At 35.8% G+C, this 20,621-nt stretch carries 12 protein-coding genes and 1 tRNA gene; 7 read left to right on the plus strand and 6 right to left on the minus strand.

Features of this window, described 5'->3' with window-relative positions; genetic code table 11:
- Positions 1-18: 18 nt before the first annotated feature.
- The gene (locus ABS764_RS10130; RefSeq protein WP_408081674.1) at positions 19-2,412 is read right to left on the minus strand and encodes a TonB-dependent receptor plug domain-containing protein; all 2,394 of its coding nucleotides are present in this window, start codon (positions 2,410-2,412) and stop codon (positions 19-21) included.
- A gap of 139 nt (positions 2,413-2,551) precedes the next feature.
- On the opposite strand from ABS764_RS10130, the gene ABS764_RS10135 reads away from it, so the two are divergent.
- The 5 genes from ABS764_RS10135 (at position 2,552) to ABS764_RS10155 (ending at position 9,647) form a co-directional block, all read left to right on the plus strand.
- Positions 2,552-3,631, plus strand: coding sequence for a helix-turn-helix domain-containing protein (locus ABS764_RS10135; RefSeq protein ID WP_408081675.1), 1,080 nt, complete (start codon positions 2,552-2,554; stop codon positions 3,629-3,631).
- A gap of 132 nt (positions 3,632-3,763) precedes the next feature.
- Entirely contained in the window at positions 3,764-6,574 is a 2,811-nt protein-coding gene (locus ABS764_RS10140) for a TonB-dependent receptor (RefSeq protein WP_408081676.1), read from the plus strand.
- A 263-nt stretch (positions 6,575-6,837) separates the two neighbouring features.
- Entirely contained in the window at positions 6,838-7,893 is a 1,056-nt protein-coding gene (locus ABS764_RS10145) for a phytase (protein ID WP_408081677.1), read from the plus strand.
- 697 nt (positions 7,894-8,590) lie between these two features.
- Positions 8,591-8,947, plus strand: coding sequence for a hypothetical protein (locus ABS764_RS10150; protein WP_408081678.1), 357 nt, complete (start codon positions 8,591-8,593; stop codon positions 8,945-8,947).
- Between the two features lie 340 nt (positions 8,948-9,287).
- Complete coding sequence (locus tag ABS764_RS10155; protein WP_408081679.1) at positions 9,288-9,647, plus strand: DUF4359 domain-containing protein; 360 nt, start codon at positions 9,288-9,290, stop codon at positions 9,645-9,647.
- 143 nt (positions 9,648-9,790) lie between these two features.
- Here ABS764_RS10155 and pckA read toward each other — a convergent pair whose 3' ends face one another.
- Both pckA and ABS764_RS10165 read right to left on the minus strand, forming a co-directional pair.
- On the minus strand, positions 9,791-11,380 hold the full coding sequence (pckA, locus tag ABS764_RS10160; protein ID WP_408081680.1) for a phosphoenolpyruvate carboxykinase (ATP): 1,590 nt from the start codon (positions 11,378-11,380) through the stop codon (positions 9,791-9,793).
- Between the two features lie 81 nt (positions 11,381-11,461).
- Positions 11,462-11,851, minus strand: coding sequence for a DUF423 domain-containing protein (locus tag ABS764_RS10165; protein ID WP_408081681.1), 390 nt, complete (start codon positions 11,849-11,851; stop codon positions 11,462-11,464).
- A 281-nt stretch (positions 11,852-12,132) separates the two neighbouring features.
- On the opposite strand from ABS764_RS10165, the gene ABS764_RS10170 reads away from it, so the two are divergent.
- A complete protein-coding gene (locus ABS764_RS10170; protein ID WP_408081682.1) occupies positions 12,133-13,491 on the plus strand; it encodes a saccharopine dehydrogenase family protein in 1,359 nt (452 codons plus the stop codon).
- 89 nt (positions 13,492-13,580) lie between these two features.
- On the opposite strand, the gene ABS764_RS10175 is transcribed toward ABS764_RS10170, so the two are convergent.
- Positions 13,581-14,969, minus strand: a complete 1,389-nt coding sequence (locus tag ABS764_RS10175) for a dipeptidase (RefSeq protein ID WP_408081683.1) — start codon at positions 14,967-14,969, stop codon at positions 13,581-13,583.
- Positions 14,970-15,083: 114 nt separating this feature from the next.
- On the opposite strand from ABS764_RS10175, the gene ABS764_RS10180 reads away from it, so the two are divergent.
- Positions 15,084-15,165, plus strand: a tRNA-Leu gene (locus ABS764_RS10180).
- 112 nt (positions 15,166-15,277) lie between these two features.
- On the opposite strand, the gene ABS764_RS10185 is transcribed toward ABS764_RS10180, so the two are convergent.
- On the minus strand, positions 15,278-17,227 hold the full coding sequence (locus ABS764_RS10185; RefSeq protein ID WP_408081684.1) for a RagB/SusD family nutrient uptake outer membrane protein: 1,950 nt from the start codon (positions 17,225-17,227) through the stop codon (positions 15,278-15,280).
- Between the two features lie 16 nt (positions 17,228-17,243).
- Positions 17,244-20,354, minus strand: a complete 3,111-nt coding sequence (locus ABS764_RS10190) for a SusC/RagA family TonB-linked outer membrane protein (protein ID WP_408081685.1) — start codon at positions 20,352-20,354, stop codon at positions 17,244-17,246.
- Positions 20,355-20,621 lie beyond the last annotated feature (267 nt).

The raw sequence follows: 20,621 nt of genomic DNA on the forward strand, positions 1-20,621 counted from the left end.
TATTGATTTATTTGATTATTAAAAATTATTTAAAGTGTAATTCAATTTGAAATAGATGCCACGACCTGGTTTTTGAATTTGAAAATTATCATAGACCTCGGCATTGAAAATATTTTTTATATCTAAGCTGGCAACCAGTTTCTTTGAAGGAAAACGATAGCTTAGTCCTAAATCCTGAGGAAGTTGGTTGGGAGTTTTTGACCATTCCGCCTGTCCTCTGGCAATATAATATTCGCCTACAAATCCTATGGTGTAGTAAGCATTCAGTATCGAACCTTTTTGAAATAGATCTTTAAAACTATATTGGGTATTCAAATTCATCGTAAAGAAAGGTTCGTTGGGAACCTGATGTCCATAATAGGCATTTGGATTACCTGTGTCATCAAGTGTACTTTTATCAAGATTATTGAATTTCGAAAAATTAAAGGATGTATTCAAACGGTTGTTATATACATAAATTATTTCGGCCTCATAACCTTTTGCCTGTGTGTGATCAAGATTAACATATTGAGTTACCTGAATATTTGGGTCTTCCGGATTTTCAGCTTCGATTTCTGGTAGAGGTCGTGATACTATTTTGTCGTATCCATTACGCCAAAAAGCATTAGCATATAATGAAATTCTGTGTTTACCAAAATCAGATGGACCCCAGCGGAAACCTAAATTATAGTTAATGTATTTTTCAGGTTTTAAGGCAAGATTAGCGATGATATTTCGTTCAGGAGCTCCAAAAAATTGCTCATCAGACGGCATAATAGGCGAATTTTCAGTGGACCCAATTAGGTGTAAATTAGATAGAATGTTATAGGATATTGTGGCACCGTATCCAAAATTTTCATTGATTGAGGCTGTATCTACTTTTACTATTGAATTGATTCCGTTAACAGTTGCAATTTCGTATTCTGTTTGATCGGTTCGGTTATTGGTATATTTTACTAAAATATTGGTTTGGAGTTTTCTGTTGAAAGTTTTCGCCTCATAATTCATAGAGAGAATATTCTTGGTAATCTTACTAATAGTAGCTAAATCGGTTATAGTATTATTTAATAAGTCTTCATTCTTTCTGTCAGTTACTTCTAGTTTATGATTCAAGGAGACACGGTGACCATCAGTGATCATGTAACCTAAATTAGAACGAATATTCGTGATTTTTCTATCTGTATTGGTAATTTGTTTTTTCCCTTGTTGACCTCCTTGGAGTGTTTTTAGAGGTACAAATCTTTGTTCGGTTGCGATGATTGGCTCACCCGTTTCTTGTCTGTATTTAATATTACCATTTTCATCTCTTTCGTATATTGGATTTCCGTTTTCATCATAAAGATCTACGTAGATAGGAGTTTGTCTAATTTTTCCATCCCAGTTGTAGGCATAGCCTACAGTATCCTGAAGATAGGTACTGCGGTAGCTTCGTGTAGCACTTGTAGTTAAGGATAAATTTTTTAATAAGAAATTTTTCTTCACGTAATTTAACATTAATACACTGGCTTTCATTTTACTAAATCTGCCTACATAAGGAGTTGACATGGTTATTCCATGTGGAATTTCAGTGTAATTATTAGATCCATTATAGCCAATAAAAAACTGATCTGCCCATTTGGTATCGGTAAATCCTGCTTCAATTCGACCACCAATATTTTTATAGGTATTGTTAAAGCGTTTAGCTCGATAATATGGGATTATATCTCCACCAGGATTTACGTAAGTACTGGATTTTCCCCAGGTTTCATAACTGTTATCGGTATAAGTATAAAATCCGGAACCTCTAACAGATAATCCTGTTTTTTTGTCTCGATAAGTTCCTCCGAAATCTGATTGAAAAGTATTAAACGAACCATAAGAAGCAGCCATGTTTAAGCTATTTTTGGAAACATCTTTTTTCAACACGACATTGATAGCTCCACCCACATAATCACCGGTTAAATGTGATGGCAAAACTCCTTTGTAAACCTCAATGCGTTCAATCATCGCAGGAGGTATATTATTTAAATTGAAAGAAGAACCATAGGTTGAAGCTTCTATTCCGTCAATAAAAATACCTATTGTATTTCCTGACATTCCATTTAAGTTATATTCTACATTAGAACCGATTCCTCCATTTTGTCTTACACGTACACCAACAGATCTGTCCAGTAATTCATTGGTGGTTAAGTTTCTTAAAGAGGCTTCTTTAGTTTCAATAATAGCGACAGCAAAACCGGAAGTTTCTGTTTTTTGCTTTTTTGATTTTCCTCGAATACTTACAGCGTGTAATTCTTCGGCTTCTTCAGTTTTTGTGCTGATTTTTTTTTCTTTTTTAGTTGTTTTTTCTTCTTTCTCTTTCTTTCCTTCCGTTACCAAAGAAATACTGTCCTGAGCAAACGCTGCAGTTAAAAAGAAGAAAAATATGATATTTAAAAAGTGTTTTATGTTCATTATGTGATTAATATGCTTTTTTTTCAAAAACTATTCTTAATTAGATTTATTATAAATAAATTTGCGCAAAAGTACACGCAACACAAACAAAAGAGTTAGGGAAAAACGGATTATTACTTTGTAAAAACGGATTATTATTATGGAATTCAAATCGAAAATTTTAGGGCATCTGCAACCTTTCATTGCAATTGAAACGGGTGATGCCTATCATCAGAAAAGTCAGTTTGCGGAAGATAAAAGCACTTTGAAAATTGATGAAATTGATGAAGTCACCATTCATAATCAAATCACTGAAGGAATTATGATTCTGGATATCAAAATGTTTTTTTCAAAGGAGCAGATCATTCAGACTGAAATGCGGGGCGAGTCTATCGTAATGAATTTTATTTATTCGAATAATCTTGGAACCTGCATTGATTCACTGGAAGGAGAACAGTTTTCTATAGAAAATACCCATAATATCCTGTATGCTTCTCAATTGAAAGCGACTTACAGAATTCCCGCTTTAACAGAAATAAATTATTTTTCCATTATTTTAACTCCTGATTTCTATTCTAAATTGATTCATGAAGACTGGGGACTTCATAAAAAGTTTTCGAAAAATATTAATCAAAAAAAGACAGGATATCTGACACCTAAATTTGCCCCTTTTACCTCCGGGATACAATGGGTTATTCATGAAATTAAAAACTGTACCTATAATGAATCCATGAAGAAAATGTACTTAGAAGCTAAGATTAAAGAATTGCTGATTTTTCAATTGGATTCGTTAATAGAAAAACCTAATAATGAAATCGAACAAATAACAGATGAAGAATATTTAAGCAAGCTGTTGAAGGCTAAATTAATTTTAGAAAAAAATTTCACAAATGCTCCTTCTCTTTCGGAGCTTTCCCGATTAATTTCTCTAAATGAATTTAAACTAAAGAAAGGGTTTAAAACTCATTTTAAAACGACCATAAAAAGTTATGTTACGCAACTGAGGATGGAATATGCTAAAAAATTGTTTAAAAATGAAGTTTCTAATGTAAGCGAAGTAGCTTACAAATGCGGGTATAAAGATGTGTCTCACTTTTCGGCTGCGTTTAAATTTTTCTACGGATTTACACCGGCCAGTTTTAGAAAAATTAATCTGGGTGCAAAAATCTATCTGTTATACTGGGATTTTTTTGATATTCTTTATTTGGATTTTCTGTCAGTCGATTTTTGTATGATTTAATTCCCAATGTTATTTTATCGTAATTAAATTTCCTTTCAAAGTCAAAATTGATAACAATAGCTTAATTTTTTTCAGTGTTTTAGTTAATGATGGACATCTAGTTTTGCGTCAAAATTAATTAAAACAAGAACAATGAAGAAAAATTATTTAGTCGTGCTGTTTTTTTTACTTGCACTGGCAGGTTATGCTCAAAAAGGAGTGATATCCGGAAAAGTGCTTGATGCTGATGACAAAATGCCGTTACCCGGAGCAATGCTGCAATTAGAGGGTATGAATAAGTATACTATTTCTGATTATAATGGACGTTATGAATTCTTAAATGTACAAGAAGGTTCTTATTCTGTAAAAGTAACTTATATAGGATATGAAGCTGGTTCAGCTTCTCTTACCGTAACTAAAGGTGCAAATGCTGTTTATAATTTTTCTTTAAAAACTGCTGGTACACAATTAAACGAAGTTGTTGTTGGAGATATTTTAAAAGGGCAGGCGAAAGCTTTAAACCAGCAAAAACACAATAAAAATATTGGAAATGTAATTTCATCTGATCAGGTGGGACGTTTTCCGGATGCTAATATCGGAGACGCTTTAAAACGTGTTCCTGGTGTTACCATGCAAAATGATCAGGGTGAGGCCAGAAATATTATTATCAGAGGTTTGGCACCGTCCTTAAACTCTGTTACTCTGAATGGCGACAGAATTCCATCTGCTGAAGGAGATAACAGAAATGTACAAATGGACCTGATTCCATCTGATATGATTTCGACCATTGAAGTTAATAAAACCCTGACTTCTGATATGGATGCTGATGCTATCGGGGGATCGGTAAACTTAGTGACCAGAGCCACTCCAAACGGAGAGAGAATTTCGGCTACAGTTGCAGGAGGTTATCTGCCTATTCGTGAAAAAGCATCTTATACAGCGGGTCTGGTTTATGGAAACCGTTTTTTTAATAATAAATTTGGAGCAGTAATTAGTGGCTCTTATAACAATGTGGATTACGGTTCAGATAACGTAGAAAATGAATGGGTAAAAGACGAATTTGGAAACGAATTTCTACAGGCTGCCGAAATCAGAAAGTATGATGTACAACGTATCCGTCGTAGTGCTTCTGTCGCTATGGATTATAAATTCAATGAAAACAATACCATTTTTGCGAATGCTATTTACAACTGGAGAGACGATAGAGAGAACCGTTTCCGAACTACTTATGATGATATTGTAGCGATTTATGATGGTGAAGACATCATTGGTTTTGAAGGTCGTGTAAAGCGTCAGACTAAAGGCGGAGTAGATAATAATCGAAACAAAGGAAGAAGGTTAGAAGATCAAAGAGTTCAAAATTATTCCCTTCGCGGAGAACACTTAATCAATTCTAAACTGGATTTAGACTGGTCAGCTAACTATTCTAAGGCAAGAGAATACCGTCCGGGAGAGCGTTATATCGAGTACCGTCAAAAAGGACTGGATATTTTTCAGGATTTTTCAGAAAACAAATTTCCTTTAGTGACTTCATCAGGTGAAGAACTGGATCAACTGGAATTTGATTCCGTTACTGAAAATACAGATGATACTTCCGAGAGTGAATTTGGAGCTAAAATAAACATTCGTGTGCCTTTTACTATTATTCCGTCTGAAAAGGGAAGATTAAGAACAGGTCTTAGATTGCGCATGAAAGAAAAATCGAGAAACAATATTTTCTATGCTTACGAGCCTGTTAATGATGATATGGCTTTGCTGTCGGATGTTCCTACCAGCTTTTTTGATGGAAAAGGATTTAATCCGGGAGAAAAATACGTAGCCGGAACTTTTGCTTCTGCTAATTATTTAGCTAATTTAGATCTGAACAATGCCGCTTTATTTGATAAAGAAGCAGATCCGGCTGAGTATCTGGCAGTAAATTATAGTGCTAAAGAAAATATTTATGCCGCTTATGTAAGGTGGGATCAGGATTTTAATGATAAATTATCGATGGTTTTAGGATTACGTTCAGAAACTACTTATATCGATTATACCGGAAACCGCGTATTAGACGAAGAAGAATTAGAAGGTGAAATCACGACTACCAATACGTATACCAATGTATTGCCAAGTATTTCATTTCAATATAATGCTACTAAAGATTTAATTTTAAGAGCTGCTGCAACTACCGCTTTGGCAAGACCTAATTATTATGCTTTAGCGCCTTATGTAAACAACATTGCAGCCGATAAGGAGATTACTGCCGGAAATCCGGATCTGGATGTTACCTATTCTTATAATTATGATTTCATGGCCGAGAATTATTTCAAATCAGTAGGTTTGATTTCTGGAGGTGTTTTCTACAAGAGATTGAATGATTTTATCTATAATTATAGTGACAATCAATATACAACCGAAAAATTTGCTGCCGATTTTCCAAATCAGGTTAACCCGGTTCCGGCAGGAGAAAACTGGTCTTTTGTACAGTCCAGAAACGGTAAAAGTGTAGATGTTTACGGATTTGAAGTAGCTTTACAACGTCAGTTAGATTTCTTTGACAGTAAATTTTTAAGAGGATTTGGAGTTTATCTGAACTATACTTATACAAAATCGGAAGCCAAAGGAATAGCTGATGAAGACGGAAATGAAAGAACAAATATCAGCCTTCCGGGAACAGCACCACACATGTTTAACGGTTCATTATCATGGGAAAATAGTCGTTTCTCAGCAAGGGTTTCTACTAATTTTGCTGCCGATTATTTAGATGAATTAGGAGCTGACGGGTATCAGGATAGCTATTATGACAAGCAATTTTTTCTGGACGCAAACGCTGCTTACAAAATCACTCCAAACATTCGTCTTTTTGCGGAAGCGAATAACTTAACCAATCAGCCGTTACGTTATTATCAGGGTGTGGAAGCCAACACAAAACAGGTGGAATACTATCAGGCACGTTTTAACTTTGGTTTAAAATTTGACTTTTAATAACAAATAACACATTGGATATAATTATTAAAAACGTCAGTTCGAGTGTTTTTTGTGGAGTATAACGGAACAAAAAATGTATCGAGAACCGTTTTTAAAGAAATTTTTCTTGTTCTCGATACGATTTTCTATCGAAAATCACTCGAACTGACGAAAAATTATCATCAAAAACTAATTACACCCAACGGATAACAAATAAATAATTTAAGATAAAGTGGACAGGATTATTAGATCCTGTCACTTTTTCGTTTAAAAGAAATAAGATGAAAACAAAATATATAGCCATTGCCGTTTTAGGATTCGCAGCAGTCTCTTGTGGAAGTAAATTAGCAGCTGTTAGAAAAGATGCTTTAAAACCAACAATAATTACCCAGACTTTGCCTCATGACACTGATGATCCGTCTATTTGGATTAACCCCAATGATGCTTCAAAAAGCATTATTGTGGGTACTGATAAAGATACTGACGGTGGATTGTATGCTTTTGATTTAGAGGGTGAAATCATTAAAAAATCGATTCCGTTGCAAAGACCTAATAATGTTGATATTGCTTACGGATTAGTGCTGAATGGGAAAAAAGTTGACGTGGCTGTAACAACGGAGCGTGAAACGAACAGCATTCGTATTTTTAGTCTGCCTGATTTAGAGCCTATTGATAATGGCGGAATTCCGGTTTTTGAAGGTGAAGAATTGCGTGCCCCAATGGGAATTGCATTGTATACCAGAGCCAGCGACCATAAGATTTTTGCTGTCGTAGGCAGAAAAGAAGGACCTTCGGGAAGTTATTTATGGCAGTATGAACTGACCGATGCAGGTAACGGAAAAGCCGGTGCAAAAGTAATCCGTAAATTTGGAAATTACAGCGGTAAAAAAGAAATCGAAGCCATTGCGGTGGATAATGAGTTAGGAACTATTTTATATTGCGACGAACAATTTGGAATCCGAAAATACGTGGCTGATCCGGCCGCTAAAAATGATAATGAATTAGCTCTTTTTGGTCAAAAAGACTTTAAAGCTGATAACGAAGGAATTGCTATTTATAAAAAATCAGCTACCGAAGGTTATATCTTAGTTTCCAACCAGCAGGCGAATACCTTTATGGTGTATCCAAGAGAAGGAGCGAATGGCAACCCAAATGAATACCCATTATTAGCAGAAATTCCAACGTCAACTATTGAGTGTGATGGAGCTGACGTGACCAGTGTAAATCTTGGTGGTCAGTTTCAAAACGGACTTTTTGTAGCCATGAGCAACGGAATGACGTTTCATTATTACAATTGGGACAGTATTCAGCAATTGATTGATGCAGCTAAAAAATAATATGTTTAATCAACCCTATCAGGGTTTAAAACCCCGATAGGGTTCTGGAAATCTTTAAATCGCCTCTTTTAGCAATAAAAAGGCGATTTTTTTTGTTATCCCTGCCGGTATTACTGTTTAACACCTGCTTTATTGGTACGAAGTACTAATAGTATTGATAGGTCGAACCAATAGACCACACAGTTTGAACCAATAGTATATGTACTTCGAACCAATAGAACACCTACTTCGTACTAATAATAGAGGTAGTTAACACCAATAGTATTGGTAGGTCGAACCAATAGACTACCTACTTCGTACTAATAATAGAGTTACTTAACACCAATAGTATTGGTACTTCGAACCAATAGACCATCTAGTTCGAACCAATAGTATTAGTGTTTAGCACTAGTTTTTTAGGAAAATAGAATAGATTGCTAGTATAAAGTAAATAAAAGAGAATATCCGCTTCTATAAAAATCAATAGAAATGGCTTTTAAGCCATTTTAAAATTAAAGTTTTCAAAAGGCTTTAGCCAAATCTCAATCATGATTTGGTTTAAGCCTTGTTTATTTCTATCATCTGGTTAAAGCTACACGCAATTGAAAAAACTTGATTTCTTGTAAGATTTATTTATATATTTGAGGAAATAAAGTCTGATGCTTATGAAGCCTATTACATGTTACATACCATTTCCTCCACACTAACAGAAATCATCATGAAAAACAAAAACTTGATTCTAAAGATTGTAATTATATTAATAATTCTTATTTCTGCAAGTTTAAACATTTATCAACAAAGAGAAATCAAAAAACTGAATTCTGAAATTGATTACTGTGATAGTGAAAAAAGCGATTTCGAAAATTCCATTTCTGAATTAAACGATGAACTTGAAGAGTGTAAATCCGATAAAGAAGATTCTGATGATGAAAGTAGCAATCGATTATCAAATAATTACTATTTAGAAAGTGAAAAGTCAAATTTGGAAAGTGACAAATATGATTTGGAAAGTAAAATTAGAAATTTAGAAGATGAACTTGAAGATTGTCAAGATAAGCTTAGAGATTGTAATTAAAAACAAAGAAACGGCAGATGTCAGCCTTTTAACGCAATAAAATATTGAATTTTTAATGGGTACAAGCGAGACGTTTGCAATAGCTATGATTGATTTAAAAATTAAAAAAGAGTAGCAGAAGCTACTCTTGATCCTTAGAATAAAAAAATAAAATCTTTAATTAAGTTTTTTAGCTTAATCTCAAAATTAAATCTTTTTGTTTTTAAAGTAATCTTTATCATGTAATATGAATTAATTCACATCTTAAGTGATGCGAGACATACATCAACATAATGATAAAAACTTCAACAAAAATATGTAAAAAGAATACATTTAATACAATTTTTTAAAAAAACACATTATGAGAAAATCTAATTGGGCGATTATAATTTTTGGAGTTATAATTTTGATAGCAGTTTTTACAAATCCAAGTACTGAAGAACATAAACAAGCGGTAAAATCTGTAGTAAATCAAATTGTTCAAAATTCAGTATCAGAAAACGCATCTGATATGGAAAATCTCGGAATTTTACTTGGAAGTTCATTGGCTGAGAAATTAGTAGAAAACTCTGTAACAAGAGATAATTACATTTTGTTTTCAATTACCAAGATATCATGGAAGAGTGAAAGCAGAAATATTGGTTATGGTCTATTTGGTAATGTCTTTCTTTCTGAAAAAGTTAAAGAAGCGTTTAATGATAAAGAAACGAGCAAATATTAAGGTGATTAGACATACCGGCTAGCGCAAGCGTCCCGCTTGTGCCCGTAAAGTAAAACCATTAAAAAAAACAAGTATTCAGCTAAAAAACACAAAACCCGATAACTATCAATTGTCGGGTTTTGTGGTTTACAAAAGGATTTGATTTACACTTCCGGAGCGCCAGCCATAATTTCGTCATTAGCATAAGACTCAAATTGTGCAAAATTAGCTTTGAATTTATTTGCTAGTTCAATTGCTTTTGTGTCGTAAAGCTCTTTGTCTTCCCAGGTGTTTCTTGGATTCAAAATTTCGCTTGGTACTTCTGGGCAGGTTTCCGGAATAGCCATTTTAAAAACAGCATGATTGTGATAGTTTACGTTGTTCAGTTCTCCGTTTAAAGCAGCCGTAATCATGGCACGGGTATATTTTAATTTCATTCGGCTTCCAGTGCCATAAGCGCCTCCGGTCCAGCCGGTATTGATTAGCCACACTTTTACATCGGCATCTTTCATTTTTTTGCTCAGCATTTCGGCATATCTGGTAGGATGCAAAGGCATAAATGGCGCACCAAAACAAGCCGAAAAATTGGGCTGAGGTTCGGTTACTCCGGCTTCGGTTCCGGCAATCTTTGCCGTATATCCCGAAATGAAGTGGTAAGCCGCCTGACCGGGTGTCAATCGGGCAATAGGAGGCAGGATTCCAAAAGAATCCGCCGTTAAGAAGAAAATATTTTTAGGATTGCTGCCAATTGAACCCGGCTGAATATTATGAATGTGGTCAATTGGATAGCTTACCCGTGTATTTGGAGTAACAGAAATATCGGTATAATCTACTTCGTTAGTACCTTTTTTAAAAACAATATTTTCTAAGAGTGCGCCTCTTTTTACGGCATTAAAAATATCAGGTTCGTTCTCTTCGCTCAAGTTAACGACCTTGGCATAACAACCTCCTTCAAAATTAAAAACGGTGTTTTCAGCAGTCCATCCGTGTTCGTCATCGCCAATCAATTTTCGGTCGGGGTCGGCAGAAAGTGTTGTTTTTCCGGTCCCGGAAAGTCCAAAGAAAATGGCGGTTTCACCATTTTCACCCACATTGGCACTACAATGCATGGATAAGGCATTTTTAAAAACAGGCAGTATAAAATTTAAAGCCGAAAAAACGCCTTTTTTCATTTCGCCCGTATAAGCTGTTCCGCCAATGATAATGGTTTTTCGCGTGAAATTTAAGATGGCAAAATTTTCCTGACGGGTTCCATCTGTTTTAGAATCGGCTTGGAAACTGGGTGCGCAAATTAAAGTCCAGTCGGCAATGAAATTAGCTAATTCTTTTTCTTCGGGTCTCAGAAACATGTTGTAGGCAAATAAGTTTTCCCAGGGTGTTTCAGTAATCACGCGAACATTTAATCTATAATTAGGGTCGGCACAAACGTAGGCATCTCTGATAAAAAGTTCCTTGTTGGATAAGTATTCGGTTAGTTTGTTGAATAATGCATCAAATTTAGCCGCTTCAAAAGGAATATTGACATCACCCCACCACACTTCATTTTCAGTTATGCTGTCTTTGACAATAAAGCGATCCTGCGGTGACCGACCGGAAAACTTCCCCGTGTTGATAGCCAAAGCTCCGGTGGAAGTTTCTGTTCCCTCGCGACGCTGCAGCGTCAAATCGTGTAATTGTCCGGGAGTTAACTGAGAATGTATGTTGGCATTTTTAATTCCGATATTTTCAAGAAAAAGTATGTGATTCGTATTCATGAGCAATTGAATTTATTGACTTTTCAGCCTTTTTATAAAGATAAAACATAAAATTGACTTCCTGTTTTGAATCCCTGATTTTTAGCGGTTTTTTTTTGTGATATTACAGAGCAAAACAGTCCAGGCGCTGATTAACAGCAATCCGCCAATCGGTGTGACAAATCCAATTATTTTGAAGTCGAAAAACGGTGTAAGCTCATTAGTAGCCAATAAGTAAATTGAACCTGAAAACAACAGCACGCCCAAAAACACCAGATTATAAATAATTTTTTTTGCTTTCGAAGTTAAGACAGGGATAAGTCCGATGAACAATAAAAAAAGAGCATGATACATCTGGTAGCGCACTCCTGTTTCAAATGTGGCCAGTTGTTCAATGCTGAGTACTTTTTTTAGCGCATGAGCACCAAAAGCGCCTAAAATAATAGCAATCATTCCGAAGACCGCTGCTGTAGCAGTTGTTTTTTTATCCATTTTTGTTCTGTTTAGGTTCTCTACAAAAGTATTTGAAATTCAAGGAATCCGAAAGTTTTCCAGAGGATAGTTTAGCTGGTATTATGCTAAAGTTTTGTGAATTTTATTCGGAAAAGTAGTTTTCAAGTATACTTAGATGTTTAATTATTTACCGCAAATTTGCAAATTAAGTTAGTTGGTAAAAATTTGCGAATTTGCGGTTATATTAACTTTTTTATTTAATAGCTAGTATTTGTGTTAGCACAAACATTTGCCTATTTTTGATTTATATTTTCCCCGCTATGAGACACATTTTAATTATTGGAGCAGGTCGTTCCGCTTCTTCATTGATACAGTATCTTTTGGATCAATCTGAAGAAGAACAATTGCATCTTGTAATTGCCGATTTGTCCTTAGAATTGGCGCAAAAGAAGACCAGTAATCATCCCAATGCTACCGCAATTGCTCTGGATATTTTTAATGAAATTCAACGAAAAACTGCCATCCAACAATCAGATATCGTGATTTCGATGTTGCCGGCGCATTTGCATATCGAAATAGCCAAAGATTGTGTTCTTTTTAAGAAAAACTTGGTCACGGCATCCTATATTAGCGAGGCAATGCTGGCTCTTGATGCGGAGGTGAAAATGAACGGACTCATTTTTATGAATGAAATAGGATTGGACCCCGGAATCGATCACATGAGTGCTATGAAAGTCATTGACGAAATCAGGGAAAAAGGGGGGGAAATGTTATTGTTCGAATCCTTTTGTGGCGGATTAGTAGCTCCCGAATCGGATACGAATCTCTGGAATTATAAATTCACCTGGGCACCTCGTAATGTGGTTTTGGCGGGTCAGGGTGGTGTTGCCAAATTTATTCAGGAAGGAACATATAAATACATTCCTTACACCAGTTTGTTTCGTCGCACGGAGTTTTTAGAAGTGGATGGTTACGGCAAGTTTGAAGCGTATTCCAACAGGGATTCTTTAAAATACCGAAGTATTTATGGACTGGAAGATATTCTTACTTTGTATCGGGGTACGATTCGTAAGGTGGGCTTTTCCAAAGCCTGGAATATGTTTGTGCAGCTCGGTATGACGGATGATTCCTATATCATAGAAAACTCCGAGAACATGAGTTACCGTCAGTTTATGAATTCCTTTTTGCCGTATCATCCCACGGATTCGGTAGAAATTAAAACCCGTTTACTGCTCAAAATCGATCAGGATGACATTATGTGGGATAAATTATTGGAATTGGATTTATTCAATGATAACAAAATCGTAGGATTAAAAAATGCAACACCAGCTCAAATCTTGGAAAAAATCCTCAATGACAGCTGGACGCTTCAACCTGAGGACAAAGATATGATTGTGATGTATCATAAGTTTGGTTATGAGTTGGACGGTAAAAAAGTACAAATGGATTCCCAAATGGTTTGCATAGGACAAGATCAGACGTATACTGCCATGGCAAAAACCGTGGGATTACCCGTAGCTATTGCAACTTTGTTAATCCTAAATGGAAAAATAAAAACTACAGGCGTTCAAATTCCTATTCGTAAAGAAGTTTATATGCCTATATTGAAAGAATTAGAACAATACGGGATTCACTTCATAGAAAAACCGATGCCTTATTTGGGGTATAAGTATAGTTGATGTTATTAAAAAAAATCCGCTCATTGCTGAACGGATTTTACATTTTTAACTTGCGTATTTTGCAAAAAAAAGCTCACTCTGCGGTAAAACTATTTTGACAACTCTACAAAATATTTATAAAACAACGGAATGGTTTCAATTCCTTTCAGGTAATTAAATACTCCAAAATGTTCGTTAGGGGAATGAATCGCATCGCTGTCGAGACCAAATCCCATCAGGATAGTTTTGCTTTTGAGTTCTTTTTCAAATAAGGCAACAATGGGGATGCTTCCGCCTGAGCGAACGGGAATCGCAGGGATTCCAAAGGTTTCGGTGTAGGCCTTGTTAGCAGCTTGGTAACCAATGCTGTCAATGGGCGTTACATAACCCTGACCACCATGATGAGGTGTGACTTTTACGCTCACTGCTGCGGGAGCAATAGAGATGAAATGCTTGGTAAATAATTCGGTGATTTCTTCCCAATCCTGATTCGGGACCAAGCGCATCGATATTTTAGCATAAGCCTTAGATGGAATTACGGTTTTAGCACCCTGTCCAGTATAACCGCCCCAAATTCCGTTGACGTCGAGAGTTGGACGAATGGCATTTCTTTCGTTGGTCACATAACCTTCTTCACCGTAAACGTCTTTTAAGTCGAGTGCTTTTTTGTATTCTTCAATATCGAACGGCGCTTTAGCCATTTCGGCTCTTTCTTGTAGTGATAATTCTTCTACTTTGTCATAAAACCCGGGAATGGTAATACGATTGTTTTCATCGTGTAGGGAAGCGATCATTTGACTCAAAATATTTATTGGATTGGCAACTGCTCCGCCGTACAATCCGGAATGTAAATCGCGATTAGGTCCTGTAACTTCCACTTCTACATAACTTAAACCTCGTAATCCTGTAGTAATAGAAGGTTGCTGATTAGAAATCATTCCGGTGTCAGAAATCAGTATGACGTCATTTTTAAGTTTTGCTGCGTTGTTTTCTACGAATGTTTTCAGATTGACACTGCCCACTTCTTCCTCACCTTCAATCATGAATTTTACATTACAAGGCAGGCAATTATTAGCAATCATATATTCCACAGCTTTGACGTGCATGTACATCTGACCTTTGTCATCGCATGCACCACGAGCAAAAATAGCGCCTTCAGGATGGATGTCGGTTTTTTTAATTACGGGTTCAAATGGAGGAGAAGTCCAAAGTTCCATCGGATCGGGTGGCTGTACATCGTAATGGCCGTACACCAGAACGGTTGGTAAATTTGGGTCAATGATTTTTTCGCCATACACAATCGGATATCCGTTGGTTTCGCATATCTCAACCTTATCACAACCTGCTTGTTCTAAACTTAATTTCACAGCTTCAGAAGTATCTATGACATCTTGCGAATAAGCTGAGTCGGCGCTTACAGATGGGATTTTTAATAATTCAATTAATTCGTTTATAAAACGATCTTTATTTTGGTGGATATAGGTTTTGATATTTTCCATTAATTAGGCTGTATTTTGCTTCTTTCAAAAATACAAAAAACAGAATAATAATTTTTTTTAATTTTTTGCTTTGAATATTGGAAAGTATGCTTATATTTGCACCCACAATAACGCGCGGATATGGCGAAATTGGTAGACGTGCCAGACTTAGGATCTGGTGCCGCAAGGCGTGTAGGTTCGAGTCCTATTATCCGCACAAACATTAAGACTTAAAAAGCTAATTTCAGCTATTTAAGTCTTTTTTTTGCTTACAATTAAAAAGAGGAGGTTTTTAAGCCTCCTCTTTTAATGAATATATATTTAATTATTTAGTAGCCAGGGTTTTGCATGGCTGTTTTTTCTGCCGCAGTTAATGGTCTTCCGTTTACATAAATTCCATCTAGGAATGTCTGTGGTATTGGACGTAAATTATGAATTTCTCTGATGTTAGGTTCAGCTTCCGGATTGTAAGCTTTGGCTCTTGCGATTAGAGTCTTGGTTCTGCTTAAGTCTTCCCAACGATGGAATTCGCCGCAGAGTTCTCTGGTACGTTCGTTTAAAACTAAGCAAAGCATGCGATCGTAATCAGTCGTGTAGCCTAATTTTGTAATTACTGCCTGATCTGCAGCCGGAAGAACATTAATAGCAGTGATGGTTAAATCAGTAGCAGCTGTTGTTACTGGTATGTCGTTTGATTCGTAATATGAATTTTCAGCAATAAAAGAGCTGGCTCTTCCTCCTTGTACTGCTGTTGTCCATGCGGCTGAGCCATCAGTATAGGCAGCTCTGTCTTCGCCAGATTTGTAAGTAGCACGATTGCGAACTGTATTAATATAGCTTAAGGCATCACCATAAGATCCTGTTCCTAATTTAGCTAAACGTATTTTAGCTTCTGCAGCCATTAAATAAGTTTCAGCAGAACGTGCTAATATGATATCACGGCTTCCTTTTGTAGCATTAAAATCAAGTCGGGAACCATCCATGTACTTACTTAGAGAAGGGAAACGTACATCTTTCATTAAACCAAAATTATCATCGGCATAAGCCACAAAGACACTTGGAATTACTTTTCCTGTTTTGGAATATATTATTGTACCATCATTTCTGGTTTTTGCAAATCTTGTATCTGAAGGGCTATTCATTATGTACATAATACCTAAATCGCCATTGACATAAATACTTCCTGATACTCTGTTGTTTACAATGCTTTTAGTCTGAAAGCTTTTCCAAAAGCGGGAATCGTTTACTTTGTCAAATACATCATATGTAAAATAAGTGGGTGCTAAGCGGCTAAACGGTCTTCCACCTGCTGTATTACGAATCATTTGAGGTAGTTGGTCATAGGTAGAAAGGAAATACAAATGTTGTTGATTTCCACCAGTTGTTAATTGGTTAGAGTTAAAGTCAGCTGATAGGATTAATTCTGATAATTTTTCATTAGCTCCGTCAGCAGCTTTAAAATCCCATAAGTTGACATAGTTGGGAGCTAATGGGTGACGGGAAATTACTTCATCTGATAAAGTAACCACCTGTTGTAAGTCAGTTGTTTTGGTTGCTGAATTCCAAGCATCATTAATTTCGCTGGCACGGGTTAAATAAGCTTTAGCTAAATAATGAGCTGCAGCATCTTTGGTGATTTTATTTGGACCACCTGTATTCACTAATAAATTGTATGCCTGAGTAAAATCATCAATAATTTGGCTTAAAACTTCTTGAGCGGGTGTTCTGGTAAATTCTAATTCTACTGTAGTACTGTTAGGAATTAACTTTAGAGGAACGTCACCATATTGTCTTACTAATTTTAAATAATTGTAAGCCCTCATAAAGTAACCTTCTCCTAATGCGATTTTTTTGATGGCATCATTAGTCGAGGCAATGGTGGTCGCTGATTCGATTAATTGGTTGGCATTCCCTATTCCAATATATAAGTTATCCCAATTGGTATTGGCTGCTACGGTATTAGAATTAGATACGGTTACAAATGATCCAAATCCAGATGCATAAGAATTCCATAAACCGTTTGAAGGATCTCCACCTACGTGAAATTCATCTGTGCCTGATTCATTAGCTGTTAGTGGGACTTCCCTGTTCATATCTAAGGCAAAAACCTGATAATATGTCCCTACTGATAAGGCCTTTATTCCTTCCTCTGTCTTTAGATACTCATTAGTGTATGCAGTGGTTAATTTTTCATCCAGAAAATCCTGACTGCAAGAGCTACTAAGTCCAATTGTAGCTACTAGCATTAAGTTGATATATAGTGTTTTATAATTTTTCATAATATTTGTTTTTTTATTAGAACTGAACATTTAATCCTAATGTAAATCCTCTGTTGGAATAAGTAGTTCTTGTATCAAGATCTACCCATTTCACTTTGGAGAAAATCATCCCTGGATTGGAAGCTTGCGCATAGATTCTTAATCTTGATAATCCAATTTTTTGCACAAAATCTGTTTCGAAGTTATATCCTAAAGATATGTTTCTAATTTTTAAGAAAGAACCATTTTTGTAACCTAGAATAGGATTGTATAAATCACCTGTTCCTGCGGAAAAAATCGGTTTTTGGTATTCAGCATCAGTATTGTCATCTGTGTAGTAGTCCAGTTGTCTTTGGCTGGTTTTACCACTTAGGTTTTCGCCTCCGGCATTGTACAGATAACCAAAGCGCCCAATAACAAAAATAGATAATTCTATATTTTTGTAAGTGAAAGTATTAGTTAGTCCTGTGATATATTTTGGTTCGGTACTTCCTATAATTACACGATCGTTGTTAGCATCAATTTTGTAATCACCGTTTTGATCTACCGGTCTGGCGTTACCAAATGTGAAAACTGTGGAGCCTGCAGCTGCATTAAATTTAGCCATTTCTTCTGCATCTTCCGGTCTCCAAATTCCGTTAGATTCAAAGCCGTATATGATTCCTGGTGAATATCCAATAAATCTATTGTTTAAAAGGTCATCTTGTTTTCCATTTTGTAATTCAACGATTCTACTTTTTTGATAAGAGGCACTTAGGCTGGAGCTCCATTCAAAATCGGTTGTTTTGACATTAATTGTGTTTAAAGTAAGTTCAACACCACTTCCTTCTGTTTTCCCAATATTTGCCAGTGTCTTATCGTAACCACCAACTGTTGGGATACTTCGGGATAATAATAAATCATTCGTTTTAGAAGTATAATATTCTAAACTTCCTGAAATCCTGTTGTTGAACACACCGAAATCAATACCGTAATTGTATTGTGTTGTTTTTTCCCAGCCTAATTCAACGTTTCCTAATTTTAAATTGGTTAAAACCCCAGATGATGTTGAGTAAAGTACCTGACTTAATGGTGGTTGTGTTTCATAAGCTGGTACAGCAGCATTACCAGTTACTCCATATCCGGCTCTTAGCTTGAGTGAATTAAGCCATGAAATATTTTGTAAAAATTCTTCTTTGTCTATACGCCAGGCTAAAGAGGCACTGGTAAATTGATCTCTTCGGTTTAATTTTGATAGTTGCGAAGCTGAGTCATAACGTAATGAAGCTGTTAATAGATATTTATCATCGTAGCCATAGGTAATTCTTCCCATATAAGAAAATAACCCAGATTCGATAATGTTCGAAGCATAACCGTTTAAAGTTACATTCGCTGTAGTTAAAGCATTCCATTTGTTTTCTACATTTTGAATGTTTTGTGCAGACATAGAGCTCTCTTCATTAGAGTATTGTGTCTGGCTTTGTAATAAGGTTACGCCAAAATCATGTTTACCAATTGTTTTGTTGTATAAAATTAAATTGTCTAAGGTGTAAGAAATTGTTTGATTTTTTGACAATGAAGCAAAACTGGTTCCGGAGCGAGCAGAGGATAATCCATTTAAAAACACTCCGTTTCTGTAGGTAGTAATGTCAGGTCCAAAATTGACACGGTATTTTAAACCGTCTAAAGCTTTTGAAAATGCACCAAAATCTAGTTGAGCATAAAAACTACCAAAAGCACGTAAGGTTACACGTTGATCCTGAGAGTATTTGTATTCTTCAAAAACATTCCTAATGGTAGAATCTCCTCCGGGATTTTGTATTCTGTTACCATCGGCATCAAGAGGAACTGCGTAAGGTAGATTTTGTCTGGCAGTAAGGTAAATTCCGTCAGAAGATGCTACTGCTGATCGACCGACATTAGATAATCCATATTCATTTATTCCATAACTAGTGTTAAGATTGGCTCCCATCGAGAACCAGCTAGTTGGAGTAATGTCAATATTTGCAATACCGTTATAACGTTTGAAGCTTTGTCCTTTTAGGGTTCCTGTATTGTCCAGATAACCAAATGAACCATAGGCCTTCATTTTTTCTGTACCTCCACTAACGCTTATAGTATGTTGTTGGGTAACTCCGGTTTGAGTGACAAATTTAGTCCAGTCAGTAGTGCTTACTTTTGAACCGTCCCAAGTTCCTCCAGCCCATCCTTTTTCAATATTTGCCCAGGCAGCAGGATCGGCTGTTGCTAAAAATATATCTCTGTCATTGGCAATAGTTGGTGCATTTCCAGGTGCGAAAGCCCCAGGATTAGAATAATATCTTGCCCAACGACGTAGCTCGATGTATTCCCCGGCATTCATCAATGGAGCGAATTCATGAATTTTCTCAGTAATAACTGCGGTATCGTAATTTAGAGTGAATTTTCCGTTTTTTCCTTTCTTGGTAGTAACAATAACCACTCCGTTAGCTCCACGTGATCCGTAAATAGCGGTTGCTGAGGCATCTTTTAACACGTCAATGGATTCAATATCGCTTGGATTGATAAAATCGATACCACCACCTACTTGTGTAACGTTGCCATCTGAATCAGTATTGGCTCTTGAATTCAAGGGGATTCCATCTACGACATACAGAGGAGAGTTAAATGCAGCAATAGAACGTGATCCACGAATGTTGATGCTTCCAACAGTTCCCGGGCGTTCGTTTGAACCAATGTCAACCCCTGCGGCTTTACCTTGCATGGCCTGAACAGCATTTTGTACCGGTCTTGAGGCGATTTCTTCGGCTCCAACACTAACAATAGATCCTGTTAAATCTTTTTTCTTTCTGGTTCCGTAACCTACTACCACTACTTCTTCCAGATTATTACCTTCTTCTTCCAGATTGAAGTTAATGCTCTTTTGGGTTCCCACTTTAACTTCTTTTGTTTTCATTCCAATGAAAGAAACGACTAAAATGTCTTCTGGGTTTGCTTTGATGGCAAATTTACCATCAAAATCTGTCTGTACCCCTGTGGAGGTGTTTTTAATCAATACATTGGCTCCCGGTATTGGCATGCCTGTATTGTCTTTAATGGTTCCTGTAATAGTATTGGTTTGAGAAAAAGCACACAAATTGGTTAGAAAGATGCTTAATAAAACCAGATACTTTAAGAATGGATGTTTCATAAAAAATAATTTTGGTTTGTTAATAGGTTTGTGAAGTAATAATATGATAATAATAAATTATTATTTTTTGAAAGTACAAAAAAATAATCATAAATTATTAGCAATACGAAAATAAAATTAACTTTTATTTAACGTGTCCTGTATTCTCCTGTTTTTGCCTAAAAATTGGAAAATTTTTATACTAAGGAAAAATGAAGTTTGTTTTTTATTGTGATAAATCTTATTTTTTAGACCAATAGATGATGGTTTCCTTTATTATCGATTAAA

Source organism: Flavobacterium plantiphilum, assembly GCF_046000495.1.
In the GTDB taxonomy this organism is placed as follows: Bacteria; Bacteroidota; Bacteroidia; order Flavobacteriales; family Flavobacteriaceae; genus Flavobacterium; species Flavobacterium plantiphilum.

Excerpts from the sequence above, each read along its gene's own strand:
- pckA (WP_408081680.1), bottom strand. The coding sequence starts at position 11,380 with ATGAATACGAATCACATACTTTTTCTTGAAAATATCGGAATTAAAAAT.
- ABS764_RS10170 (WP_408081682.1), top strand. The coding sequence starts at position 12,133 with ATGAGACACATTTTAATTATTGGAGCAGGTCGTTCCGCTTCTTCATTG.
- ABS764_RS10190 (WP_408081685.1), bottom strand. The coding sequence starts at position 20,354 with ATGAAACATCCATTCTTAAAGTATCTGGTTTTATTAAGCATCTTTCTA.
- ABS764_RS10135 (WP_408081675.1), top strand. The coding sequence starts at position 2,552 with ATGGAATTCAAATCGAAAATTTTAGGGCATCTGCAACCTTTCATTGCA.
- ABS764_RS10145 (WP_408081677.1), top strand. The coding sequence starts at position 6,838 with ATGAAAACAAAATATATAGCCATTGCCGTTTTAGGATTCGCAGCAGTC.
- ABS764_RS10185 (WP_408081684.1), bottom strand. The coding sequence starts at position 17,227 with ATGAAAAATTATAAAACACTATATATCAACTTAATGCTAGTAGCTACA.
- ABS764_RS10150 (WP_408081678.1), top strand. The coding sequence starts at position 8,591 with ATGAAAAACAAAAACTTGATTCTAAAGATTGTAATTATATTAATAATT.
- ABS764_RS10175 (WP_408081683.1), bottom strand. The coding sequence starts at position 14,969 with ATGGAAAATATCAAAACCTATATCCACCAAAATAAAGATCGTTTTATA.
- ABS764_RS10140 (WP_408081676.1), top strand. The coding sequence starts at position 3,764 with ATGAAGAAAAATTATTTAGTCGTGCTGTTTTTTTTACTTGCACTGGCA.
- ABS764_RS10130 (WP_408081674.1), bottom strand. The coding sequence starts at position 2,412 with ATGAACATAAAACACTTTTTAAATATCATATTTTTCTTCTTTTTAACT.
- ABS764_RS10155 (WP_408081679.1), top strand. The coding sequence starts at position 9,288 with ATGAGAAAATCTAATTGGGCGATTATAATTTTTGGAGTTATAATTTTG.
- ABS764_RS10165 (WP_408081681.1), bottom strand. The coding sequence starts at position 11,851 with ATGGATAAAAAAACAACTGCTACAGCAGCGGTCTTCGGAATGATTGCT.